This is a genomic window from Intrasporangium sp. DVR, from assembly GCF_040365325.1.
Taxonomy (GTDB): domain Bacteria; phylum Actinomycetota; class Actinomycetes; order Actinomycetales; family Dermatophilaceae; genus Intrasporangium.
This window is the reverse complement of record NZ_BAABZW010000019.1, coordinates 150,915-172,878: the sequence shown is the minus strand read 5'-3', so window position 1 is coordinate 172,878 and position 21,964 is coordinate 150,915. Positions and strand designations below refer to the sequence as shown.

19 protein-coding genes and 1 riboswitch are annotated in these 21,964 nt (G+C 72.3%); of the genes, 12 read left to right on the top strand and 7 right to left on the bottom strand.

All coding sequences use genetic code 11. The features are described from left to right. The 3 genes from ABWV20_RS14745 to ABWV20_RS14735 are packed head-to-tail and all read left to right on the top strand — an operon-like array spanning position 1 to position 2,404. On the top strand, positions 1–1,122 hold the full coding sequence (locus ABWV20_RS14745; protein WP_353356352.1) for a thiolase family protein: 1,122 nt from the start codon (positions 1–3) through the stop codon (positions 1,120–1,122). Beyond that, positions 1,113–1,805: an energy-coupling factor ABC transporter ATP-binding protein gene (locus ABWV20_RS14740; RefSeq protein WP_353356350.1), complete on the top strand. Its 693-nt coding sequence runs from the start codon at positions 1,113–1,115 to the stop codon at positions 1,803–1,805. The genes ABWV20_RS14745 and ABWV20_RS14740 overlap by 10 nt, the downstream gene beginning before the upstream one ends. Next, a complete protein-coding gene (locus ABWV20_RS14735; protein ID WP_353356348.1) occupies positions 1,802–2,404 on the top strand; it encodes an energy-coupling factor transporter transmembrane component T family protein in 603 nt (200 codons plus the stop codon). The genes ABWV20_RS14740 and ABWV20_RS14735 overlap by 4 nt, the downstream gene beginning before the upstream one ends. A gap of 16 nt (positions 2,405–2,420) precedes the next feature. Here the strand turns inward: ABWV20_RS14735 and ABWV20_RS14730 are convergent, their stop codons facing one another. From ABWV20_RS14730 to ABWV20_RS14720, 3 genes are all read right to left on the bottom strand, one after another. Beyond that, positions 2,421–3,023 (bottom strand): biotin transporter BioY, encoded by a 603-nt coding sequence (locus tag ABWV20_RS14730; RefSeq protein ID WP_353356346.1) that lies wholly within the window; start codon positions 3,021–3,023, stop codon positions 2,421–2,423. A gap of 118 nt (positions 3,024–3,141) precedes the next feature. After that, positions 3,142–5,097 (bottom strand): caspase family protein, encoded by a 1,956-nt coding sequence (locus ABWV20_RS14725; protein ID WP_353356343.1) that lies wholly within the window; start codon positions 5,095–5,097, stop codon positions 3,142–3,144. A 4-nt stretch (positions 5,098–5,101) separates the two neighbouring features. Beyond that, positions 5,102–7,426 carry a CHAT domain-containing protein gene (locus ABWV20_RS14720; RefSeq protein ID WP_353356341.1) on the bottom strand — a complete coding sequence of 775 codons (2,325 nt, stop codon included), beginning with the start codon at positions 7,424–7,426 and terminating at the stop codon, positions 5,102–5,104. A 157-nt stretch (positions 7,427–7,583) separates the two neighbouring features. Further along, positions 7,584–7,646: riboswitch (guanidine-III (ykkC-III) riboswitch) on the top strand. Between the two features lie 11 nt (positions 7,647–7,657). Here ABWV20_RS14720 and ABWV20_RS14715 point away from each other — a divergent pair. From ABWV20_RS14715 to ABWV20_RS14705, 3 genes are read left to right on the top strand one after another with little or no spacing between them, the layout of a single operon-like run. Beyond that, positions 7,658–7,972 carry a DMT family transporter gene (locus ABWV20_RS14715; RefSeq protein WP_353356339.1) on the top strand — a complete coding sequence of 105 codons (315 nt, stop codon included), beginning with the start codon at positions 7,658–7,660 and terminating at the stop codon, positions 7,970–7,972. Beyond that, complete coding sequence (locus ABWV20_RS14710; protein WP_353356337.1) at positions 7,969–8,307, top strand: DMT family transporter; 339 nt, start codon at positions 7,969–7,971, stop codon at positions 8,305–8,307. Before ABWV20_RS14715 ends, ABWV20_RS14710 begins: the two co-directional genes overlap by 4 nt. A gap of 10 nt (positions 8,308–8,317) precedes the next feature. Further along, positions 8,318–8,929, top strand: a complete 612-nt coding sequence (locus ABWV20_RS14705) for a YgjV family protein (RefSeq protein ID WP_353356335.1) — start codon at positions 8,318–8,320, stop codon at positions 8,927–8,929. 94 nt (positions 8,930–9,023) lie between these two features. Here ABWV20_RS14705 and ABWV20_RS14700 read toward each other — a convergent pair whose 3' ends face one another. Further along, positions 9,024–9,392 carry a thioesterase family protein gene (locus tag ABWV20_RS14700; RefSeq protein ID WP_353356333.1) on the bottom strand — a complete coding sequence of 123 codons (369 nt, stop codon included), beginning with the start codon at positions 9,390–9,392 and terminating at the stop codon, positions 9,024–9,026. A 121-nt stretch (positions 9,393–9,513) separates the two neighbouring features. Between ABWV20_RS14700 and ABWV20_RS14695 the strand changes: the two genes are divergently transcribed. The 4 genes from ABWV20_RS14695 to plsY all read left to right on the top strand — a co-directional run bounded on the left by ABWV20_RS14695 (position 9,514) and on the right by plsY (position 15,078). Next, the gene (locus ABWV20_RS14695) at positions 9,514–10,200 is read left to right on the top strand and encodes a lysoplasmalogenase family protein (protein ID WP_353356331.1); all 687 of its coding nucleotides are present in this window, start codon (positions 9,514–9,516) and stop codon (positions 10,198–10,200) included. Between the two features lie 237 nt (positions 10,201–10,437). After that, positions 10,438–13,389, top strand: coding sequence for a leucine--tRNA ligase (gene leuS / locus ABWV20_RS14690; protein ID WP_353356329.1), 2,952 nt, complete (start codon positions 10,438–10,440; stop codon positions 13,387–13,389). Between the two features lie 46 nt (positions 13,390–13,435). Beyond that, positions 13,436–14,479: a DegV family protein gene (locus tag ABWV20_RS14685; protein WP_353356327.1), complete on the top strand. Its 1,044-nt coding sequence runs from the start codon at positions 13,436–13,438 to the stop codon at positions 14,477–14,479. Beyond that, positions 14,476–15,078 carry a glycerol-3-phosphate 1-O-acyltransferase PlsY gene (plsY, locus tag ABWV20_RS14680; RefSeq protein ID WP_353356325.1) on the top strand — a complete coding sequence of 201 codons (603 nt, stop codon included), beginning with the start codon at positions 14,476–14,478 and terminating at the stop codon, positions 15,076–15,078. The genes ABWV20_RS14685 and plsY overlap by 4 nt, the downstream gene beginning before the upstream one ends. A 170-nt stretch (positions 15,079–15,248) precedes the next feature. Here the strand turns inward: plsY and purU are convergent, their stop codons facing one another. Next, entirely contained in the window at positions 15,249–16,091 is an 843-nt protein-coding gene (gene purU, locus ABWV20_RS14675; protein WP_353356323.1) for a formyltetrahydrofolate deformylase, read from the bottom strand. A gap of 154 nt (positions 16,092–16,245) precedes the next feature. On the opposite strand from purU, the gene ABWV20_RS14670 reads away from it, so the two are divergent. Beyond that, entirely contained in the window at positions 16,246–17,274 is a 1,029-nt protein-coding gene (locus ABWV20_RS14670) for a ComEA family DNA-binding protein (protein ID WP_353356321.1), read from the top strand. Further along, positions 17,271–19,715, top strand: coding sequence for a ComEC/Rec2 family competence protein (locus ABWV20_RS14665; RefSeq protein ID WP_353356319.1), 2,445 nt, complete (start codon positions 17,271–17,273; stop codon positions 19,713–19,715). Before ABWV20_RS14670 ends, ABWV20_RS14665 begins: the two co-directional genes overlap by 4 nt. Positions 19,716–19,751: 36 nt before the next feature. Here the strand turns inward: ABWV20_RS14665 and ABWV20_RS14660 are convergent, their stop codons facing one another. Then, on the bottom strand, positions 19,752–21,278 hold the full coding sequence (locus ABWV20_RS14660; protein WP_353356317.1) for a gamma-glutamyltransferase: 1,527 nt from the start codon (positions 21,276–21,278) through the stop codon (positions 19,752–19,754). 97 nt (positions 21,279–21,375) lie between these two features. Continuing rightward, on the bottom strand, positions 21,376–21,951 hold the full coding sequence (locus ABWV20_RS14655; RefSeq protein ID WP_353356315.1) for a peroxidase-related enzyme: 576 nt from the start codon (positions 21,949–21,951) through the stop codon (positions 21,376–21,378). Positions 21,952–21,964: the final 13 nt, after the last annotated feature.

Sequence of the window (21,964 nt, the reverse complement as noted above, 5' to 3'; positions counted from 1 at the left end):
GTGGCCGACGCGCTGATTGTCGCTGCCCTCCGGACGCCGATCGGTACGGCGGGCCGCGGCCTCGCCGCCGTGTCAGCGGCTGAGCTCGGTGCCGTCGTGGTCGCCGACGTGGCCGCTGAGCTGGGCACGGTCCCGGCGGAGGTGATCCTCGGCAACTGCATGGGTCCCGGAGGGGACGTCGCGCGGGTCGTCGCTCTCTTGGCCGGGCTGCCCCCGGCAGTGCCGGCGCTCACGGTGGACCGGCAGTGCGCCAGTGGCCTCGCCGCGATCGAGCTCGGCGCCCGACTCGTCAGCGCCGGCTCCGGCCCGGTGGTCGCGGGCGGTGTCGAGAGCGCCTCGACCGCCCCGTGGCGCTTCTGGCCGCCCACCGACGCCCGTGCGCCGGAGCGCTACGAGCGGGCGCCGTTCGCGCCGGCCCCGGACGACATCGACATGGGGCTCGCTGCCGACCTCCTCGCGCAGGAGTGCGGCGTGACACGCCTGCGACAGGACGCGTATGCCGCTGAGTCCCACGCGCGCGCCGTGCGGGCTGGGGCGCGGGGCGAGTTCCACGACGAGATCGTCCCGGTGGCGGGCCTCTCCGCGGACGAGCGGCCCCGCCCCGGCCTCTCCGCGGCGCGCCTGGCCCGGTTCCCAGCGGCCTTCAGGGACGGAGGAACGGTCACCGTCGGCAACTCCTGCGGTATCAACGACGGGGCCGCCGCCGTGGGCATCGTGCCGGTGCCCGGCGGAGCAGCGGGTCCCCGCCCCGGCCTCCGGGTCCTGGGGGCGGCCTCCGTGGGGGTGGCGCCGGCCAGGCCCGGTCTGGGACTCGTGCCGGCTGTCGAGCGGGCTCTGGCCCAGGCGGGGCTCGGGGTCCGGGACCTCGACGTCATCGAGATCAACGAGGCCTTCGCCGGCCAGGTTCTCGCCTGCTGTGACGCGCTCGGGATCGACCCGGCTCGCGTCTGCACGGGCGGTGGCGCACTGGCCCTCGGGCACCCCTGGGGTGCGAGCGGCGCGATCCTCATGGTTCGGCTGTTCACCCAGCTCGTCCGTCAGGGTCGTGGTCGCTACGGGCTCGCCGCGATCGCTGCCGGCGGTGGGCAGGGGACCGCCGTGGTGGTGGAAGCATGCCGCTGATCGAGTTCGACAGCGTGGGGCACACGTACACCGTCTCCGGGATGGAGCGGACCGTGCTGCGTGAGATCTCGCTCCGGCTCACCGAGCACCGCATCGGCGTCATCGGCGCCAACGGCTCCGGCAAGTCGACGTTCGCGAGGATGATCAACGCCCTCGTCGTCCCGACGGGCGGAGCCGTGCGGATCGACGGCTTGGACACGGCGCGCGACGCACGGGCGATCCGCCGGCGAGTGGGGTTCTGCTTCACGGACCCGGACGCCCAGATCATCATGCCGACGGTCGCCGAGGACGTCGCCTTCGGCCTGCGGCGACGAGGGCTGTCCAAGCCGGAGGCCGAGGCGAAGGTCGACGCCGCGCTCGAGAGGTACGGCCTCGGGGCCCACCGGGAGCATCCGGCGCACCTTCTGTCAGGGGGCCAGAAGCAGCTGCTCGCGCTCGCCTCGGTCCTGGTCACCGAGCCCGACGTCGTGGTCATGGACGAGCCGACCACCCTCCTCGACCTGGTCAACACCCGCAGAGTGCGGGAGGTGGTGCGGGGGCTGCGCCAGCAGGTCGTCCTCGTCACCCATCACCTCGACCTCCTCGAGGACTTCGAGCGAGTGCTCGTCTTCCACGACGCTCGGCTGCGCTTCGACGGTCCGCCAGCCGAGGCGGTCGACGCCTACCGACGGCTGGTCGAGTGAGCGCCCTCGCCGTCTACGTCCCGCGGGACTCCGTGGTCCACCGTCTACCGGCGGGCGTCAAGCTCGTCCTGCTCGCCGTCGCGGCGGCCGGCACACTCAGCCTGGGACGGGCCTGGCAGGTGGCCGTGGCGCTCGCCGTCGTGGCGCTGCTCTACGGCGTCGCCCGGATCCCGGTGCGCACCGCGGTGGACCAGGTCCGGCCGCTGGTCTGGTTCCTGGGCGCGCTGGGTGCGTTCCAGCTGGTCGTCGTCGGCTGGGAGCGAGCGGTGGTGGTGCTGGGAGGGATGCTCGCGCTCATCATGCTGGCCGCCCTCGTCAGCCTGACGACCCGCACCACGGCGATCGTCGACGTCGTGGTGCGTGCGCTGCAGCCGCTGCGACGAGTCGGTGTCGATCCGGAGCGGGTGGGGCTGCTCGTCGCGCTGGGCATCCGCTCCGTCGCCGTCATCATCGAGCTCGCACGCGACGTCCGGCAGGCCCAGCTGGCCCGCGGGGTCGGCTCCAGCCCCCTCGCGTTCGTCGTGCCGCTCGTCGTCCGAACGCTCCGTCACGCGGACCGCTTGGCCGAGGCCCTCGTGGCCCGTGGCGTCGACGACTGAGCCCCGGCTGGGGACGTCAGGACGCGGCGGTCGCCGACGCGGGCTCACGGGCCGGTCGGCGCTGCGGCAGGAGGCCGGGGTAGGCCCGGTGCACCGAGCCGGCCACCACCGTGGCGATGACGGCCTTGGCGAGGTCGCCGACGAGGAAGAGGGCACTGCCGGACATGGCGGCCGGGAGGCTGAGGTCCGCCCGCCAGGCGGTTGCGGGCACGCCGATCGCATAGAGGACGACGATGCCGCCGAGCACGATGGCGACGAGCCCGTAGCCCGTGTGGTAGGGCGCGCCGCGCCGGAAGATCAGGGCGCCGATGACCAGCGCGGCGATGGGGAAGCCGATGAGGTAGCCGACGCTGGGTCCCGCGAACACCCCGAGACCACCGCGCCCACCCGATAGCAGGGGCAGGCCCAGGGCGACCAGGAAGAGGAAGAGCAGGACAGCTGCCACGCCCCGGCGGGCGCCCAGCACCGCGCCGGCGAGCATGATGCCGAGGGACTGGACCGTGATCGGCACCGGGAAGCCGAAGGGCGAGAAGGCCGGGACGAGGCCGAGCGCGGCGATGAAGCCGGGGAAGGTCGCGACCAGGGCGAGGTCGCGGACGGGGCTCGGGGACGGGTTCATGGGTACTCCTGGGACAGCGCGGACGACGGTGCGCCGGGAAGGCGTGCCAACCGTACGACCGGCACCACCGACGATGCGAATTCGCCCGACCAGTGGCCACGGACCCGCATCCCGGCGGTCAACCGTCTGCTGGTCGTCTCGTCACGATGTGGAAGTCGTCGGTGCGCCAGTCGGCCACTGCGCCCGGGCCCGCAGTCCCCGCGCCGCGCGTCGCGAGGCGCACCAGCAGCCGGTCCAGCGTCGACCGCGGGGAGGCGACCCCCCGCACCACCGGAGGCCCCGGGGCGGCGTCCACGTCCAGCTCCGGCTGCTCGAGCGACCGCGGATCGAACTCCACGGTGCTCGTCACGACCTTGAGGTGGTCCGTGATCATGACCGTGCCGGACTGCCAGAGCTCGTCGGAGAGATGGCCGGCGAGTGCGACCGAGACCGCAGCGCCCGGGTCGAGCGAGATGGACCCCGACGGGAACGCGTCCGTGAAGATGCCGTAGGCCTCGGTGAGATCGAGCAGGGCGCACCAGAGTGGCCGCGTCGTCGTGTTCGTCAGGGCGACGGTGAAGGTGGGGGCTCGGTCACCGTCATAGCTGATCTCAAGACGCCCGTCGTCACCCATTCGACCGGCCGGCGAGTCGACGTCGACGCGGACGGACCCCTGGGGGAGCTGGGTCGCGGGGTTGCCGAGGGAGGCTAGCCGGAGCCACCTCGCCACGCGCTCGAGGGCCACGATCGTGCGTTCTTCCCGGTGCTGGCCGGCGACCACGGGCACGAGCGGCCGCGTGACGCCGGGGCGCGTGATGGCGAAGCCGTCCGGCAGAGCCCGCACCACGAGGTCCGCGCCGCCGGCCTCCTCGATCACCCGGATCAGGGTCGAGTCGGCCGACGCCGCTGCTTCGTGCAGCGCGACCGTGCTCACGTGCTCGCCGACGATCGCGACGTCGAGCGGCGTGAGAGGGATGGAGGTGATGACGGCCCGGTAGACGAAGCCGGGGTCGAGGTCCGGGGTGAGGTCGACCATCGAGCGGTCTGGCAGGACCGTGGTGACGGAGGCCTCGGCGAGCGGTGCCCCGTCGGTCTCGCCCGCGACCGCGTACACGGCGAGCTCGGTGGTGTCCGCCCCGATCGGCTCGGGGATGCCGTGGACGGCGCCGGCATCGATGCTCCACCCGTCGGGACGTCGGCTGAGGGTCAGCTGCATCGGCCGTGGTGGCAGGGCCCCGCCGAGGAAGGCTCGGTCGAGCTCTGCTGCGTCGGCGGTCTCGAGCTGGGGATGCTGGTCCTCCACCCGGGCGAGCACGCCTGCCGTGACGAACCGGTGGATGTCGCGATAGGTGAGGTTGCCGGCGTTGTCGCGAAGCGCCCGCTCGAGCGCGGCCGACAGGGCACCGCGCCCGCGGCCCCCCCACGTCAGCTCCTTGGCGGTCTCGGACGCCCGGCAGGCGGCGAGGAGCACGTGGTGCGGACCCGGATGCGTTGACCACGCGGACCTCGTGGTCGGGGAAGGCGGTCCGGCGACCCCTGGGCTCGGGTCAGGTGCGGCTGCGCTCTCGGGCAGGAAGGTGCTCCACGGGCGGGGTCGCGGGTCCTCCGGTGCGAGCCGCAGCCGCACCGAGCCGTTGGCGTCGCGGGTGCCGTCACCCGAGTGGCAGCAGTCGAGGACGACGAGCAGGTGGCCGACGGTGGGCGCCACGGTGGCCAGCAGGCCGTTCAGCTCCTTGTCGGCGAGGTCCCAGCCTCCGGGCCCGCGACTGTCGGCGAGGACGAGCGTCTCGTTGCGTCGGTCCGGCTCCCGGGACCACAGCTCGGGCGGGGCGTGCTGCTGGGAGCCGTGACCGCTGAAGTAGAACAGGGCGTTCGCATCGTCCCCTCCTCCGGCGAGGTGGGTCCGGATGGCGTCGGTCACGGCCTGTCGCGTCGCCTGCTCGTTCGTGAGGACGAGCAGGTGCAGGTCCTCAGGCGGCACCCGCGTCCTCAGCGTCTCGGCCATGGCTGCGACGTCGTTGACGCATCCGGTCAGCGCAGGCACCGGCGGGGGGTAGGTGTCGATGCCGACGAGAAGGGCGTGCAGCGCCGGCACCGGCTCACCCCCCGTCCCCGAGGAGGACGGTCTGCCACAGCCGAGGATGTGGCTGGGCCTCGCGGGTCCGCTTCGGGTTGCTGCTGAGCATCGTCCGCAGCTCCCCGGGTCGCGCCGCATCGCTCACGTTGAGGTTCATCCCGATCACGGTCCCGCGGGCGGGAGGGATGGACAGGCCGAGGACGGACCAGGGCACGCGGGCCTCGAGCTGGTAGCCGTCCGCAGTCGCACGCCTGGCGACGTCGATCTCGGGGGCAGCCGCCCCGGTCGCGAAGGTGCCCTTGCTGGCCTGGTTGATCGCGGCGAGGGCGCGGCGGTCGCCGTCCTCGACGAGGCCGATGAGCACGTGCACGTCACTACCGGTGCGGAGGCGGTCGGCCCGGTCGAGGGCTCGTGGGTCGGGGCCGAACTCGAACGAGATGCCGTCGCCGCTCCAGAAGCTCTTCGGGTCCGACGTGCGCACCGGGGTGATCTGCGGGTCGGTGACGGAGGCGTGAAGGTAGAGGGCATCCTTGTCCCACAGCAGCTTCCACGAGCCGGCCAGCCCGGAACGAACCCCGCCGCGGTCGTAGACGACCGCCGTGACGGGGTGGGTCGTCACCGAGCGCCAGTCGTCGAACTCCCCGTCGATGACCGGGGCGACCGGCGCGCAACCGACGACGAAGCTGGTCCGAGGCGCAGAGGAGTCGGACGGTGAGCCACAGGCGAGGTCGACCAGTGGCTCTGCCCGCTGCACCAGGGTGGGCAGGAAGCGCCAGGCGAGGAAGCCGGCCACGAGGACAACCAGCCACACTGCGAGCTTGAGCGCCCTCAGGGGTCGCAGCCGTCCATGCGAGGCCGCGCGTGGCGCCCGTCGGCGCTCGTCCCGGTCAGCCTGCTCACGCTGCCGGCGCGCCTGCTCCCGCTTCTCCCGGTCCTCTCGCAGCGCGCGCTCCCGGTCCTGCTGCTCCCGCTCCCACGCTGCCGTGTCGGCGCCCTTCCGGTCCACGGGGCGGCCCCGGTCCGGGGCGACCTCGGGCCTTGCCCGGGCGTCGGAGGCGGTGGTCTCGATCTCGACCTTGACCGCCTCCAGGAGCGTGGTGACATCGGCGAAGTCGGGGCGCTCGGCCGCGATCTGCTCGAGGATCGGAACCGCCGTGTGGGGGGCGGCCGAGGCGAGGGACGACTGCGCCGCGGCATAGAGCGACTCCAGCCGGCCCTCGGGAGCAGGCTCCGCCATGGCGCCGAGGGCCGAGACGTCGAAGGGCTGGTCGGAACCGGACCGGACGAGCACGGCCGTGCCCCACTCCGACGCCTCGTCGGAGGTGGCCATCGCCTTCCGGACCTCGCAGATGGCCGCATCGATGGGCAGGCCGCGGGTCAGGAAGTAGTAGAACTCGTGGCTGAAGACGAGTGCCGCCCGGTCCGAGATCTCCGTCTGCATGGCGACGACGGCGGGCAGTCCTTGTCGGACCACCGCCTGGGCCACCCCGGAGAAGGCGTCGCGGCCGCTCGTGCGGGCTCCCTCGCACGCGTTGAGCACCACCAGCTGCATGCCGTTCGCGTCGTGCAGCAGCGTGCCGAGCCGCGACGCGCCCACGCGGTGGGACGTGCCGTCCTCCCGCTCGAGGACGAGCACGCCCTCGGCGGCGCCCTTGTCGAAGCCGCCGTGGCCGACGAAGTGAAAGACGTGGAACGTGTCGAGCAGGGCGCGCTGCAGGTCGCTCAGGGTCGCCTGCGTCAGGACGACGAGCTCCAGTCGTCCGCTCGACACGAGGTCGGCCGTGGTGGCTCGGAGCAGCTCCTCCTCGTGCGCGACCGCGAGCTGGGGTAGGTCCGAGGGGCTCGAGATCATGACGAGGACGCGGAGCGGCGCGACGACCTGGACGGGAGCCGGGACGTCGAGCGCCTCGAGGGACCGGACGATCGGCGTCTGCGAGGACAGCGTGAGGAACCGGCCCAGCTCGCTGTCGTAGAGATACTCCCAGGGGATCGGCTCGAGGTCCGGGGAGGACTCGAGACCCAGGCGCACCCGGAGCCCGGACCCCTGCTGCTTCGCGGTCGAGAGGCTCTGTCGGAACAGCCTGCCCACGTCACCGGCGAAGAGCGCGTCGCCGAGCCGTCTGCCGTAGTCCTTCACGTCCATCACGCGCGACTCGGCGGGCACGAGTCGTCGAGACGCGACGCGCGGGGGCCCGACGGCGGTCATGAACTGGGCCAGCTCGACCGGCTTGAACGGAAGGGCGAAGGGTGCTCCTCCGGTGCCTGCGGGCGAGCTCGTCACCCGGGCCACCTGCCCCGTTGGGGTGCTCTCGATGGAGACCTCGAAGTCGAGATAGTCGCGTCCCACGGTGACCCCCTCACAGGCGGGACCCAGATCGGATCGGCCCACCCCCTGACCCTCTTCAGAGGCTAGCCCCCGCCGGGGTGATACCTCAGGGAAACGCCGGTTTCGTCCGGCCCGTCCGGCCCGTCCGCGCCCGTCCGGAACCGACGTAGGATCGCAGTCGGAGCGCCACCGGCGCCCGCGGACGAGGGAGCCGTACCCGCCCTGCGACAAGACGGCCGACCTGGAGTCTTCGTGCACTGGTTCGCCCTCGTCCTCTCGGGAGCCCTCGAGGCGGTCTGGGCCACGGCCCTCGCAGAGTCCGACCGCTTCCGCCGTCGCGTCCCCGCGGTCGTCTTCGCGCTCGCGCTGACCGTGAGCATGGGCGGCTTGGCGTTCGCGATGACCGGGCTGCCGACGGGCACGTCGTACGCGGTGTGGGTGGGCATCGGGGCGGTCGGCACGGTCGTGCTCTCCGTCGCGCGCGGTCGCGAACGCCTCGATGTGACCCGTGCCGTCCTGCTCCTCGTCCTCATCTGCTGCGTCATCGGCCTCAAGGCGGCGTCATGACACCGTGGGTGGTCCTGCTCGGCAGCGCTGTCCTCGAGGCGGTGTGGGCGACCGCACTCGGCGCCTCGGACGGCCTCGCGCGGCCCGGGCCCGCGGCGGTCTTCGCCGTTGCTCTCGTCGCCAGCATGGTCGGCCTCGCGGTCTCCTCGAGGTCCATCCCGATCGGCACCGCCTACGCGGTCTGGACCGGGACGGGCGCCGCGCTGACCGTCGGGTGGGCCATGCTGATCGGAGCAGAACCCACCTCGCTGACCAAGCTCTGCCTGATGGCCGGAATCATCGGAGCCGTGCTCGGGTTGCAGCTCGCCGGTCGAAGCGGGAGGCGCGGTCGCTAGGCTCCCCGGAATGGACCGGTGGTGGCTCGAGGCAGTCGGGTGGGTCGGATCGGCAGTTCTGGTCTGGTCCCTCGTGCAGACCCGGCTGCATCGCCTGCGGATCATCAACCTCGTCGGGTCCCTGATCCTCATGGGCTACAACCTCGCCATCGGGGTCTGGCCCATGGTCGGACTCAACGTCGTGCTCGTCGGCATCAACGTCGCGCACCTCGTCCGGATGTCCCAGCAGCGGCATGACGCCGCGGCCTACGAGGTGCTCGAGGTCGGCGGCGACGACGAGTACCTCAGGCACGTGCTGCGGGTCCATGAGGCCGAGATCCGGCGCTACAACCCGACCTTCGTCCATGACCCGTTCACCGGGGACCCGTCCTACCTCGTCCTCAGGGGTGACGCGACCGTCGGCGTCGTGCTCGTGCGCGACCTCGGGGACGGTCGGGCGCAGCTGCTGCTGGACTACGTCACGCCGCCGTACCGTGACCTCTCCCCGGGCGAGTTCGTCTTCGGGCCGGAGGGACCATTCCGGTCCCGCGGTTTCCGCCGGGTCCTCACGCCCCCCGACATGGTCGACCCCTACTACGAGCGGTTGGGGTTCCGCAGGGAGGGCGAGGCCTACGCGCTGTGAGGCGTGAAGCCGGCCCAGCGGCATACGGCAGCAACGATGTCCGTATGCCGCTCAGCTCGCGCCCGCTCATCGGCGGGGGAGCGCGGCGGCGGGCTCAGACGAGCTTGCGGCAGCGCGTCATGAAGCGGTCGGGGTCGACGATCGCGCGGTGCACCTCGCCCTTGCCGATGTCGTCGCCGTCCGTGTCCTTGACGCTGACGAAGCACACGAGCCGGCGCCCGTCGTTGATCGGCTCGGCGCAGTGGATGGTGACCTCGCTCCCGACCGGACTGCCCTTGACATGCTCGAACTTGACCATCGTGCCGACCGTCGTGTGGTCGTCGTCGATGGACTTCTGGCACACCTGGAAGGCGGCGCTCTCGCACCACTGGACGAGCCGGGGCGTCGCGACGACGTCGAGGTCGCCGGTGCCGAGCTTTGCCGCCGTGTCATCGGGTGTCACGGTGTGCTGAAACTGGCGCATTGGCATTAGTCGAGTCTGGCACGATTCGGGGCGCGTGCTGCGCGGGCGTCCCAAAAGGTGATCTGATCGTCCCCGCGTGTCCCACCCCGTGCACGTGCGCCGCCCTGCGAACCTTGGGCCTGTGGAGACCCATGTCATGGTTCTCGCGGTGGCGGTCGCCTTCACGGCGGCTCTCAGCTGGTTGGCCATCGTGCGGCAGGACCATGTCGTCGACCTCATCACCAGGCCGACGTTTCTCCTCCTCCTGGCCGGTCTGGCCTGGTCCCTGGCGACGGAGGGGAGCGTGGACGTCTCGCTCGTCCCGACGGACGGGGCGCCCGCGCTGCGGCCGGTGCTCCTGGCGATCGGGTTGCACGTGCTGGTCGACGCGCTGCTGCTCACCGCCACCGAGCGGCGCTACCTGCTGGCGCTCTGGATCTTGATCCTGGCCCAGGTCGCCTGGGGCTGGGCCTTCATCTGCGTGCCGGCCGGCTCCGGCGTGCGCTGGTGGGTTCCGCTCGCGCTGGTCGCGCTGGCCCTGCTGCACCGGCGATGGGGACGCGAGGTCGTCCGGTCCGCCGGGAGGCAGCGGGGCGTGGTGCTCCTGCACCTGCTCACGCTCGCCGGGCTCTTCCTGGTCGCAGCGTGGCAGGCGCTCGACCGGCTGGTCCTCGGCGGCAGCGCACTCCTGCTCGCGGCGTACCTCCTGCTCGGCCACGACCGCTTCGTCCTCGAGCGCCGCTGGGCACCGGTGCTCGTCATGGTCGCCTACCACGGCGCGCTGACCCTGCTCGTCGTCGGGCTGCTCGGCGCGAGCGCGTCGAGCTGACCCGGTGCGGCGCCTCCAGAGCGGCACCCACGACAGGCAGGCTGGTGCCTGCGCTAACCTTGGGCCCATGGCTGGTCAGCTGCTCCTTCCGCAGCCGCGTTGACCAAAGCCGGGCGTCCCGGCATCAGCGCGGCTCCCCCTCCTGCGTGAGGGGTTTCTTTTTGCCCTCACGGGTGCTCCGCGCCCGTGCACCTCGGAAGACCCGCGCGGCCGGCTGACAGGACCTGGAGAGAAGACATGAGCGAGCAGACGCAGACCAACGAGACGCCGTTCCGGTACACCGCCGCGATGGCTGGGCAGATCGAGGTCGCCTGGCAGGACCGCTGGGAGGAGGAGGGCACGTTCAACGCGCCCAACCCGGCCGGCCCGTGGGCCGAGCCCGACGAGGTCGCGCGGCGAGGCCAGAAGCTCGTCGTCCTGGACATGTTCCCGTATCCCTCCGGTGCCGGTCTGCACGTCGGCCACCCCCTCGGCTACATCGCGACCGACGTCTACAGCCGGTTCCACCGGATGCTCGGCAAGAACGTCCTGCACGCCCTGGGATACGACGCGTTCGGGCTGCCCGCGGAGCAGTACGCCGTCCAGACCGGCCAGCACCCTCGGAAGACGACCGAGGAGAACATGACCGTGATGCGGCGGCAGCTTCGCCGTCTCGGCCTCGGCTTCGACAACCGCCGCAGCTTCGCCACCATCGACGAGGACTACTACCGCTGGACCCAGTGGATCTTCCTGCAGATCTGGGACGCCTGGTACGACGAGGCGGCCGTGCGAGAGGACGGTGGGCGCGGCAAGGCCCGCCCGATCAGCGAGCTCGTCGAGGAGTTCGAGTCCGGCCGCCGGGCTGTGCCCACCGAGGACGGTCGCCCGTGGGCCGACCTCACGGCGACCGAGCAGGCCAAGGCCCTCGACGCCTTCCGGCTCGCGTACCGGTCCGAGGCGCCCGTCAACTGGTGCCCCGGCCTGGGGACCGTCCTGTCCAACGAGGAGGTCACCAACGAGGGCCGCTCGGAGCGGGGCAACTTCCCGGTGTTCCGCCGCAGCCTGGCGCAGTGGATGATGCGGATCACCGCCTACGCCGACCGCCTGGCCGACGACCTCGACCGCGTCGACTGGCCCGAGAACGTCAAGCTCATGCAGCGCAACTGGATCGGGCGCTCGCAGGGCGCACGCGTGCGCTTTCCCGTCGTCACGGTCGCGGGCGACCAGAGCGACATCGAGGTCTTCACGACCCGCCCCGACACCCTTTTCGGCGCCACGTTCATGGTCGTCGCTCCGGAGCACCCGCTCGTCGATGCCCTTGTCCCCGACGGGGACTGGCCGGAGGGAACCCACGAGGACTGGAAGGGCCCGGACGCTGCATCGGCCCCCACGCCACGTGCGGCAGTCGCGGCCTACCAGCTCGCTGCATCGCGCAAGGGCGACGTCGAGCGGCAGACCGAGGGCAAGGACAAGACCGGCGTCTTCACCGGGACGTGGGCGACGAACCCGCTGAACGGCGAGGCGATCCCGGTCTTCGTCGCCGACTACGTCCTGATGGGCTACGGCACGGGCGCGATCATGGCGGTGCCCGGGCACGACCTGCGCGACTTCGAGTACGCCACGAAGTTCTCGCTGCCGATCCGTCGTGTCGTGGCCGCCTCGCCGGACGAGGCGGAGGCACCGCTCGACGAGGCCTTCGTGGGCGAGGGCTTCGCCGTCAACTCGGCCAACGACCACGTCGACCTCAACGGGCTGGCCGTCGATGACGCGAAGGCCCGGATCGTCGAGGCCCTCGAGCTCGACGGCATCGCTGAAGGGGCGATCACCTACCGGATCCGCGACTGGCTGTTCAGCCGGCAGCGCTACTGGGGCGAGCCGTTCCCCATCATGTTCGACGAGGACGGCGTCAGCTACCCGGTTCCCGAGGACCAGCTGCCCCTCACCCTGCCCGACGTCCCGGACTACAGCCCCAAGACGTTCGACCCGGACGACGCGACGAGCAGCCCGGAGCCGCCGCTGTCGCGCGTGCCCGAGTGGGTCAACGTCGAGCTGGACCTCGGCGACGGTCGTGGGCTGCGACGGTTCCGCCGTGAGACCAACACCATGCCCAACTGGGCGGGCTCGTGCTGGTACTACTTCCGCTACCTCGACCCGGCCAACCACGAGAAGTTCGTCGACCCCGAGAACGAGGCGTACTGGCTGGCCACCCAGCCGACGCCCGTGGCCGGTGCCCCCGCAGGGACCCGCGACCCGGGCGGCGTCGACCTCTACGTCGGCGGGGTCGAGCACGCGGTCCTGCACCTGCTCTACGCCCGGTTCTGGCACAAGGTGCTCTTCGACCTCGGGCACGTCCAGAGCGAGGAGCCCTTCCGCAAGTACTTCGCGCAGGGCTACATCCAGGCCTATGCCTACACCGACGACCGGGGTCAGTACGTCCCCGCGGCGGAGGTCGTCGAGGAGCCCGGCACGGACGGCCAGCCGACCTTCGTGTGGGACGGCCGGCTCGTCAACCGCGAGTACGGCAAGATCGGCAAGTCCCTGAAGAACTCCGTCAGCCCCGACGAGATGTACGACGCCTTCGGTGCGGACACGTTCCGGGTCTACGAGATGGCCATGGGCCCGCTCGAGGTGTCCAAGCCGTGGGAGACGCGCGCCGTCGTCGGCTCGCAGCGGTTCCTCCAACGGCTCTGGCGCAACGTCGTCGACGAGGTGACCGGTGACGTCCGGGTCGGCGACACCGAGCCGGACCAGGCCCTGACGACCCAGCTGCATCGGACCATCGCCGGGGTCCGCGAGGACTTCGAGGGGCTGCGCTTCAACACCGCCATCGCCAAGCTGATCGAGCTGAACAACGCCGTGACGAAGCTCGACGTCCCGCCGCGTGAGGTCGTCGAGGCGCTCGTCCTCATGGTCGCCCCGGTGGCGCCGCACATCGCGGAGGAGCTGTGGGCCAAGCTCGGCCACTCCGGGGGCGTCTCCTACGTCCCCTTCCCGGAGAGCGACCCGACCAAGATCGTCGAGGAGTCGGTCACGTGCGTCATCCAGGTCCGGGGCAAGGTGCGCGACCGCATCGAGGTCGCGCCCGACATCTCCGAGGACCAGCTGCGTGAGCTGGCGCTGGCGCGCGACAAGGTCAAGGCCGCGACCGTGGACGGGGTCCGCACCGTCATCGTCCGCGCCCCCCGGCTCGTCAACGTCGTCCCGCTCTGAGGCAGCCCACCATGCCGTATGCCGCTCAGCTCGCCGGGTGCCCACGGTGACCACCGGGGGCGGCCGGCCGTGGGACCGACCGGGTGACCAGCCGGATGATCGGCCGGGTGAGCGCCTGAGCGACCGGCTGAACGAACGGCTGCGCCGGTGGGGTCGCGCCCGGGCGGCCGAGGGCGCGCGCGAGGCGGCGGCGGCCCGGGTGGACGTGCGGGTCGTCACCGACTCGACGGCCTACCTGCCGGATGAGCTCGTCGAGCAGCACCGCATCGACGTGGTCCCACTGCACGTCGTCGTGGCCGGCAAGGAGCACGTCGAGGGTCGGGACATCACCGCGACCCAGGTGGCCGAGGCCCTGCGCGAGTACACGATCGTGACGACCTCGCGCCCCAGCCCGGCCGTGTTCGGGGAGGTCTACGCCCGGTTGGCGGCCGAGGGCGCCACCCACATCGTCTCCGTGCACCTCTCGAGCCAGATGTCCGGCACCTACGAGGCGGCCGCGGTCGCCGCTCGCGAGGCGCCGGTGCCCGTCGAGGTCATCGACAGCGAGACCATCGGCATGGCGATGGGCTTCGCCGTCATCGCCGGGGCGGAGCGGGCCGCGCGCGGCGGAGATCTGCAAGCGGTCCTCGCCGCGGTGACCAACCGTCTCGGTCCCTCGTCGGTGACCTTCTACGTCCACACCTTGGAGCACCTTCGCCGCGGTGGGCGGATCGGGGCAGCCTCCGCCCTGCTCGGCTCGGCGCTCGCGATCAAGCCGATCCTGTCGGTGCGCGACGGACGGATCGTGCCGCTCGAGAAGGTCCGCACCTCGGCGCGGGCGATCGCCCGGCTCGTGACCCTCGCCGCGGAGCAGGCGGACGCGTCGGGGGTCGCGGTGGACATCGCCGTCCATCACCTCGACTCCGCGGACCGCGCCGAGTCCGTCGCGGCCCAGCTGCGCGAGCGCGTCCGTGGCGCTCGGTCGGTGCTCGTCGTCGAGCTGGGCGCGGTGGTCGGGGCGCACGTCGGTCCGGGCACGGTTGCCGTCGCGGTGTCGCCACGCCCCGGGGACGTGCTCGAGCCGCCGGACGCGGGAGTCGACCCGCTGTGAACGGCGTCCACCCCGCGGTGCTGGCGGGAGCGGTGGTGGTGGCGTTCCTCATCGGATCGGTCAACCCGGCGACGATCGTCGCGCGACTGCTCGGCCAGGACCTCACGGCGTCCGGGTCGGGCAACCCCGGCGCGACCAACGCCGGCCGGGTGCTCGGCCGCAGGTGGGGGGTGCTGGTCGGGGTGCTCGACGTGCTCAAGGGACTGGTCCCCACCTTCTTCGCCGGGCAGTGGTTCGGCGCCCACGCCGCCTACCTCGTCGGTCTCGCTGCGATCCTCGGCCACATCTGGTCGCCTTTCCTGCGCGGTCGCGGCGGGAAGGGCGTGGCCACGACCCTCGGGGCCATGCTCGGGGTGCACCCCTGGGTCGGACTCGTCGTCCTGGGCGTGTTCGTCGTGGCCGCCGTGCTCACGCGGTGGGTGGCGGCCGGCTCGATCTTCGCTGCCCTGGCCCTGCTCGTCACCGCCGGTGTCGTCCTGGCGGGGCGGGCACCGGGCGACGGGTGGACGGGTGCCTGGCTCATCGGTCTCGCCCTCGTGGTCCTGTGGCGGCACCAGAAGAACGTCCTGGGCTGGTGGCGCCAGCGTCACCTCCGCTGATCCGCGCCCGCACCCGTCCACTCGAGTGGGCACTTGGTGCCCCACCCTTCGGGTCGAGTGTGCACGTCGTGCTGGCTCCTGCTCGTCCGAGCGCGGCACGGACTGCACACTCGACGGCTACTGAGCCCGGCGGCATACCGGCTCGTGGTGCCTGCGCCGGGGAAGGCCGCTCAGAAGACGATGGTGCGCCGCCCCGAGAGGAAGACCCGGCTCTCGGCGTGGTCCCGCACCGCGCGTGAGAGGACCCGGCGCTCGACGTCGCGTCCGAGGGCGACGAGCCGCTCCGGGGTCTCGGCGTGGGTGACCCGCACGACGTCCTGCTCGATGATCGGCCCCTCGTCGAGGTCACCCGTCACGTAGTGGGCCGACGCCCCGATCAGCTTGACCCCGCGGTCGTGGGCCTGGTGGTAGGGCTTGGCCCCCTTGAACCCGGGCAGGAAGGAGTGGTGGATGTTGATCGCGCGCCCCGCGAGCTGCTCGCACAGGTCGTTGGACAGGATCTGCATGTAACGGGCCAGGACGACGAGCCCGACGTCCTCGGCATCGACGATCTTGAGCAGCTGGGCCTCGGCGTCGGCCTTCGTCTCCTTCGTCACGGGTAGGTGTGTGAAGGGCAGGCCGTAGTACTCCACGAGCCCGCGCGTGTCCTCGTGGTTGGACACCACGCCGACGATGTCGATGGGCAGGTCGCCCGACTTCCACCGGTAGAGCAGGTCGAGCAGGCAGTGGTCGAACTTGCTGACGAGGATCAGGGTCCGACACCGCTCGTCGGCGGGGCGCACGGCCAGGTGCTGGTGCTCCACGGCGGCGCTCGCGTCGATCGCGTCGAGCACCCTCTGGACCTCCCCCTCGGCCGCGTCGAACACGGTCCGCATGAAGAAGAGGTTGGTGTCCTCGTCGGAGAACTGCTGGTTCTCGACGATGTTCGCGTTGACGTCGAGCAGGGCCGTCGAGACGGCGGCCACGATGCCGGGACGGTCGTCGCAGGTCAGGGTCATGATGTGCCGGGCCACCCGAGGATTGTGGCCCAGCCGGTGCCCGCCCTCCCAATCGGGGTGGCGCTGTCTCGGGAAGTGGTTGTCCACATCCCTTCCGGCCGGCCGTCGTCCTCCACAGTGCGTGGTCACCTCGCGGGGCCTGCGTGGCCGCGCTGCCTACCTTCGCCGTATGCCGCTGAGCCGAGTCCCGAGGACCCCCGACCTCGAGCGCGTGGTGCAGGTCCTGGGCGGGCGGACTGCTGAGGACGGTGCCTCGCGGGGGAAGCGCGGTGGCTGGGTGCCGGCGCCTCCGGGGGCGGTGGAGCTCGTCGACCTGGGCTCGGACGACCCCGAGGAGTCGGGTCCTCCGGCAGCCGACCTGGAGACCACCCTGCGGCGAGCCCGGCACCCCGCGCTCGTCACGGTTCCGGCGTCGATCCGGGCCGGTCGGGTCTCGGTGTCGAGCAGCGCGGTCGTCGCCGTGCTGGCGCTCGTCGTGGCGCTCGGTTGCGCCTTCGTCGTGCGGATCCTCTGGGCGGAGCGAGCGGCGCAGGACGGCCAGGTGCTGGGCGGTGCCCACGGGGCTCGCGACGTCGTCGCGCCGGTCGACGGCGGACCGGCCAGTCCTCAGGTGGTGTCGGGGTCCGCGCCTGCGGGGCCGGGGGAGTCGGCCACGGGCTGGCCTCCGGGATCGGCACCCGGACTCGCCGGAGGGGGGCCGGACGGGGGGCCCGCCGCTGGCGCCAGGACGGAGCTGGTGGTGCACGTCGTCGGACAGGTGCGGCGGCCGGGGCTCGTCCGGCTCTCGGGCAGCGCGCGAGTCGCTGACGCCATCACGGCGGCCGGAGGGGCGACCCGGACGGCCGACCTCGCGGCCCTCAACCTCGCTCGGGCTCTCGTGGACGGCGAGCAGGTCTTCGTCCCGAGACCGGGTGAGAAGCCGCCGCCCGCGGCGGGCTCGCCTGCACCGGGGAGCGCCGGGGGAGGGCCGGGGGTGGTGGGAGCGCCGGGGAGCGGCGCGGCGTCGGGACTGGTCAACCTCAACACGGCGGACCTGGCCGCCCTCGAGACCCTGCCGGGAGTGGGCCCGGTGCTGGGGCAGCGGATCGTCGACTGGCGCTCGGAGAACGGCCGGTTCACATCCGTCGAGGAGCTCGGCGAGGTGAGCGGGATCGGGGACAAGATGCTGGCGCAGCTGCGGCCCAAGGTCACGGTGTGAGCCAGCCGGTCGCGCGCGTCGTTCGGCGCCAGGTGGCCGACGAGGTCGTGCGCGTGCCCCGACGACTGGACGCCAGGCTGCTGGTCCCGGTCCTGGTCTCCTGGCCGGCGGTGGCGTTCGTCGCCCTGGTCGTCCCCACGGCGTGGGTCTGGTCCTCCGCGCTCGTCGCGGCGATCGGCTCGGCAGCGGTGGCGCTGGCGCAACCGCGGTCGGTGTGGCTCCGGCTCACGGGTCTCACCCTCGCAGTTCTCGCCCTCCTCCTCGCCGCTGCTTCCGGCCATCGGGCGCTGCGCGAGGTGGGTCCTCTCACGGAGCTCGCGGAGGAGCAGGCCGTGGTCACGGTGCGCGGCACCGTCGCACTGGAGCCTCGCGCGCTCGGGGAATGGCCCCCGGCGGCTGCGGGACCGGGTTCAGCCGCTCGCGACGAGGGCAGCCGGGATCCCGTGGTGCTCGTCCACATCGACGTGCACGAGGTCGAGGGTCGGGGGCGGGTGAGCGTGGTGAGCGCCCCCATTCTCGTCGTGGGGGACCTTTCCTGGGCAGGGGCCCGGTGGCGCGGGGACGTCGAGGCTGTGGTGCGCCTCTCCGCCGCCGAGCCGGGCGACCAGGTGGTGGCGGTCGCACGGCCGAAGCAGCCCCTGGCCCTGAGGGGCCAGCCGGGTCCGGTGTTCCGAGCCGCCGACTCGGTGCGTGCCGGCTTCAGGGAGGCGACAGCGGGGCTCAGCCCGGACGCCCGGGGTCTCGTCCCGGCCCTGGTCATCGGGGACACGAGCCGGACACCCCCGGATCTGACCGAGGCCATGCTCGACACCGGCATGAGCCATCTCAGCGCGGTCTCCGGCAGCAACGTCACGCTCGTCCTCGCGGTCGGACTCGGACTCTGTCGGCTGCTCGGGGTCCGGCGGGCCGCCCGGCCCTGGGTTGCGCTCGCGGTGCTCGCCGGCTTCGTGGTCCTGGCGCGGCCCGAGCCCAGCGTCATCCGCGCGGCCGTGATGGGCGCGGTGGGGTTGTTGGCGCTGTCGACGTCCCGCCGTCAGGCCGGTGTCCCCGCCTTGTCGGCTGCCGTCGTCGGCCTCTTGGTCTGGGACCCGTGGCTGTCCCGGTCCTACGGTTTCGCCCTGTCGAGTGTCGCGACGCTGGGGCTGCTCGTCTTCGCGCAGCCGTGGGGACGCGTCATCGCCCGTGGCCTGCCGAGACGGCTCGCGTGGTTCGGACCCGTGCTGGCCGTTCCCCTCGCGGCCCAAGCCGTCTGTGGGCCGATCGTCGTGCCACTGCAGGGCACCGTCTCGCTGATCGCCGTTCCCGCCAACCTCCTCGCAGCGCCCCTCGTCGCCCCGACGACGGTGCTCGGTGTCGCGGTGGCCGTCCTCTCGGTCGTCTGGGTCGGCGGCGCGTCGGTGGTCGCGTGGCTCGCGGGCGTCCCGGCCCAGGGCATCGCCTGGGTGGCGCGGACGTGTGCGGAGGTGCCGCTGGGCAGCATCGACTGGGGCGACTCCGCCGGCAGGGCCGTGGCGCTGGCTGGCGTCACGGCCGCGGTCCTGCTGCTGGCGCCGTGGGCCTGGCGCCGCGCCCGGCTCCGGCCGCTGCCCGCGCTGGCGGCAGTCCTCGTCGGTGGGGTGGCCGCCGCTCCGACGAGCATCGCGTCGTGGCCGCCCCCGGGCTGGGTCTTCGTCGCGTGCGACGTCGGTCAGGGGGACGGCCTGGTCGTCAACAGCGGGCCGCCGGGTGTCGAGGGGCACGCCGTGGTCATCGATGCCGGGGAGGATCCGCGGCAGATCGACGGCTGCCTCGACCGGCTCGGAGTCACCGTCCTCGACCTCGTCGTCCTGAGCCACTTCCACGCCGACCACGTCGCCGGGCTGTCGGGCGTCGTCGAGGGCCGGGCCGTGGCGGAGATCCGCGTCTCACCGGTCCAGGAACCGCAGTCGATGGTGCGGGAGGTTCACCAGCTGGCCACCACGGCAGGTATTCGGGTCGGGCAGCTGCGAGCAGGTGACACCGTCCGGGCTGGAGCGGTGACTGCCGACGTGTGGTGGCCGGGCCACCCCATCAACGAGGGCTCGGTCGCCAACAACGGCTCGGTCGTCCTCACAGTGACGGTCCGTGGGGTGCGCCTGCTGCTGTCGGGGGACGTGGAGCGCGAGGCGGCTGCCCAGGTCCTGCGGGCAGCGGTCCGAGACCCTGGGCGATGGGGCGAGGTGGACGTCCTCAAGGTGGCGCACCACGGCTCGAGCAACCGGGACGACCGGCTTCTCGACCTGATCTCCGGGCGAGTGGCGGTCATCAGCGTCGGTGAGGACAACGACTACGGCCACCCGGCGCCTGCCCTCCTCGACACCCTGGCGAGCAGGGGGTTCGCCGTCTTCCGGACCGATGTCAACGGCGACGTGGCCGTCGTCGTCGACTCAACCGGGCAGCTCGCGGTCCGCACCCGCGAGTGAGCCGCCCGCACCGGCGACCAGCCTCCCGACGGGGCGTCAGGAGGCGACGCCCACGGCCCCTTCCCGCCGCGAGTCACCCGCCGCGAAGAGCTCGTCGCCGTCGAGCTGGGCGGCGCCGACCCCACCGAAGTACATGTGCTTCGACGGGTACTCGTATCTGGCCATCCCGCTGGCCTCGGCTGCTGCCGCGATCCCCGGGTCGCGCTCGTGCTCCACAGCCGTGGCGCCGTCCTCCCGGAACCGCACGTGCAGTCGCGGCGCCTCGATGGCCTCCTCGATGTCGACTCCGAGCAGCAGCGCCTTGCCCAGGACCTGGAGCAGTGCCGTGGTGATGCGGTCGGCTCCCGGTGTCCCCACCGCGAGGCAGCCGCCGGCGTCGCTCCGGGCCGTCGTGGGCGCCATGTTGGACGCGAGCCGGGTGCCGGGCGCGAGCGCGTGGAGCCCGCGGCGGTTCAGCTCCGGCTCGCCCAGGGCGTTGTTGAGCAGGATCCCGGTGCCGGGGATGGCGATGCCGGCGCCGTATCCCGATGACATCGTGATCGAGCAGGCCGTGCCGTCCGCGTCGGCGGCGGACACGTGGGCGGTCGACGCCGACGTCGGCAGCCCGGCCAGACCGTGCCGCTCGACGGACTCGAGCAGCGCCTGGCCGTCAGCGAGCAGGTCCGGCGAGCGGTCGTGGATGGAGAGCCGGTAGGCGAGCACCTGTTTCTGGATCTCGATGACATCCGCCCACGACCACCTCGGCCGGCGGGCTGCCAGCTCGCCCAGCATCACGGCGAGCATCGGCCCGCCGACCGACGGCGGCGGGTTGAGGGCGACGGTCCAGTCGCCCAGGCGCCGCAGCGTCGGCTGCCGCTCCACGGGTTCGTAGGAGAGCAGGTCCTCCCGGGTGATCAGCCCGCCGTGCTGCTGCATCTGCTCGACGAGGACGCGCCCGACCGCGCCCGACGTGAAGAGGGACGGGCCTTGGGCCGCAAGGAGCTCGAGCATGTCGGCGAGGTCGCTGTTCTGGACGATCTCGCCCGCGCGCAGGGTGTGGCCCTCCTGGCCGGTGACGACGGCGTGCGCCTCCGGGTCCTCACCGAAGAGGCTCTCGCGAACGATGCCCAGGTAGAGCGCGGAGCTGGCGCCGACCGCGAAGCCGTCGCGGCAGGTGCGCTCCGACGGCTCGACGACGCGTGACCAGGGAACCTGGCCGTGCAGCTCTATCGCTCGGGAGAGAGCCTGCACGGCACCGGCGTTCGCGACAGAGCCGTAGCCGGCACCCAAGGTGATGCCGCCGCCGTACTGGGTCTCGACGAACCGGATGCCCTGGCCGAACCGGCTCGGGTCCAGCCCACGTCCGGGCATCTCGACGTTTCCGTCGATGACCACGGGCGACCCGTCGGCCGGCCAGATGTTGACGTAGGCGCCGCCCATGATGCTGACGATGCCCGGCTCGGTGCACATGGCCGCGATCGAGGCCGCCACGGCCGCGTCCACGGCGTTGCCGCCGTCCTCGACCACGGCCAGGCCGGCTTCGAGTGCTGCGGAGCTCGGCGCTGCGACCGCGACCTTCGTCATTGGCTCATTGTGCCGAAGCGGGGAGCCCGGCGATGACGTTCGCCGCGCCCACCGGGAGTTTCCAGCGGGAGCGCGCCCAGCGGCATACGACGCGCTGCTACGAGCGGGCCTGGGAGTGGTACTCGGCGTTGGGCACGAACCCGAGCGCCGAGGAGACCCGGTTGGTCAGGTTGAACATGCCGACGACCTGGACGAGCTCCATGATCTGGTGGTCGTCGAGGCCCACGGAACGAAGCGGCTCGAGGTCCGCCTCGACGACGTCGGCGGGCTGGAGGGTGAGCTTCTCGGCGTAGGCCGCCATCGCCGCCTCCCGCTCGGGCAGGTTGGCCTGGCGCCAGTTCACGGCGACGAGGTCAGCGGTCCGTTCGTCCTCGGTGTAGGTCCGCAGGGCCGCGCCGTGCGAGATGACGCAGTAGGTGCAGCGGTTGACGTTGGAGACGACGACGGCGAGCAGCTCCCGGTCGGCGTTGCTCAGGTGGCCCTCCTTGTTCACGAGGAGGTTGAAATAGTTCCACCACGCCAGGAACTGGTCGCCGTTGACCGCTTGGGCCTTGAAGACGTTGGGCACGAAGCCGAACGCCTCCTCGGACTTGGCCCACAGCCTCGTCACGCCCTCCGGGACGTCCTCGGCAGCGGGAACCGGCAGGAAGGAGATACGTGCGTCGTCGGCCATGACGGCACTGTAT

Bases quoted from the DNA above. Each gene is read 5' to 3' on its own strand.
- ABWV20_RS14660 (WP_353356317.1), bottom strand. From the start codon at position 21,278: ATGACGAAGGTCGCGGTCGCAGCGCCGAGCTCCGCAGCACTCGAAGCC.
- ABWV20_RS14700 (WP_353356333.1), bottom strand. From the start codon at position 9,392: ATGCGCCAGTTTCAGCACACCGTGACACCCGATGACACGGCGGCAAAG.
- ABWV20_RS14655 (WP_353356315.1), bottom strand. From the start codon at position 21,951: ATGGCCGACGACGCACGTATCTCCTTCCTGCCGGTTCCCGCTGCCGAG.
- ABWV20_RS14740 (WP_353356350.1), top strand. From the start codon at position 1,113: ATGCCGCTGATCGAGTTCGACAGCGTGGGGCACACGTACACCGTCTCC.
- ABWV20_RS14730 (WP_353356346.1), bottom strand. From the start codon at position 3,023: ATGAACCCGTCCCCGAGCCCCGTCCGCGACCTCGCCCTGGTCGCGACC.
- ABWV20_RS14705 (WP_353356335.1), top strand. From the start codon at position 8,318: ATGGACCGGTGGTGGCTCGAGGCAGTCGGGTGGGTCGGATCGGCAGTT.
- leuS (WP_353356329.1), top strand. From the start codon at position 10,438: ATGAGCGAGCAGACGCAGACCAACGAGACGCCGTTCCGGTACACCGCC.
- ABWV20_RS14670 (WP_353356321.1), top strand. From the start codon at position 16,246: ATGCCGCTGAGCCGAGTCCCGAGGACCCCCGACCTCGAGCGCGTGGTG.
- ABWV20_RS14710 (WP_353356337.1), top strand. From the start codon at position 7,969: ATGACACCGTGGGTGGTCCTGCTCGGCAGCGCTGTCCTCGAGGCGGTG.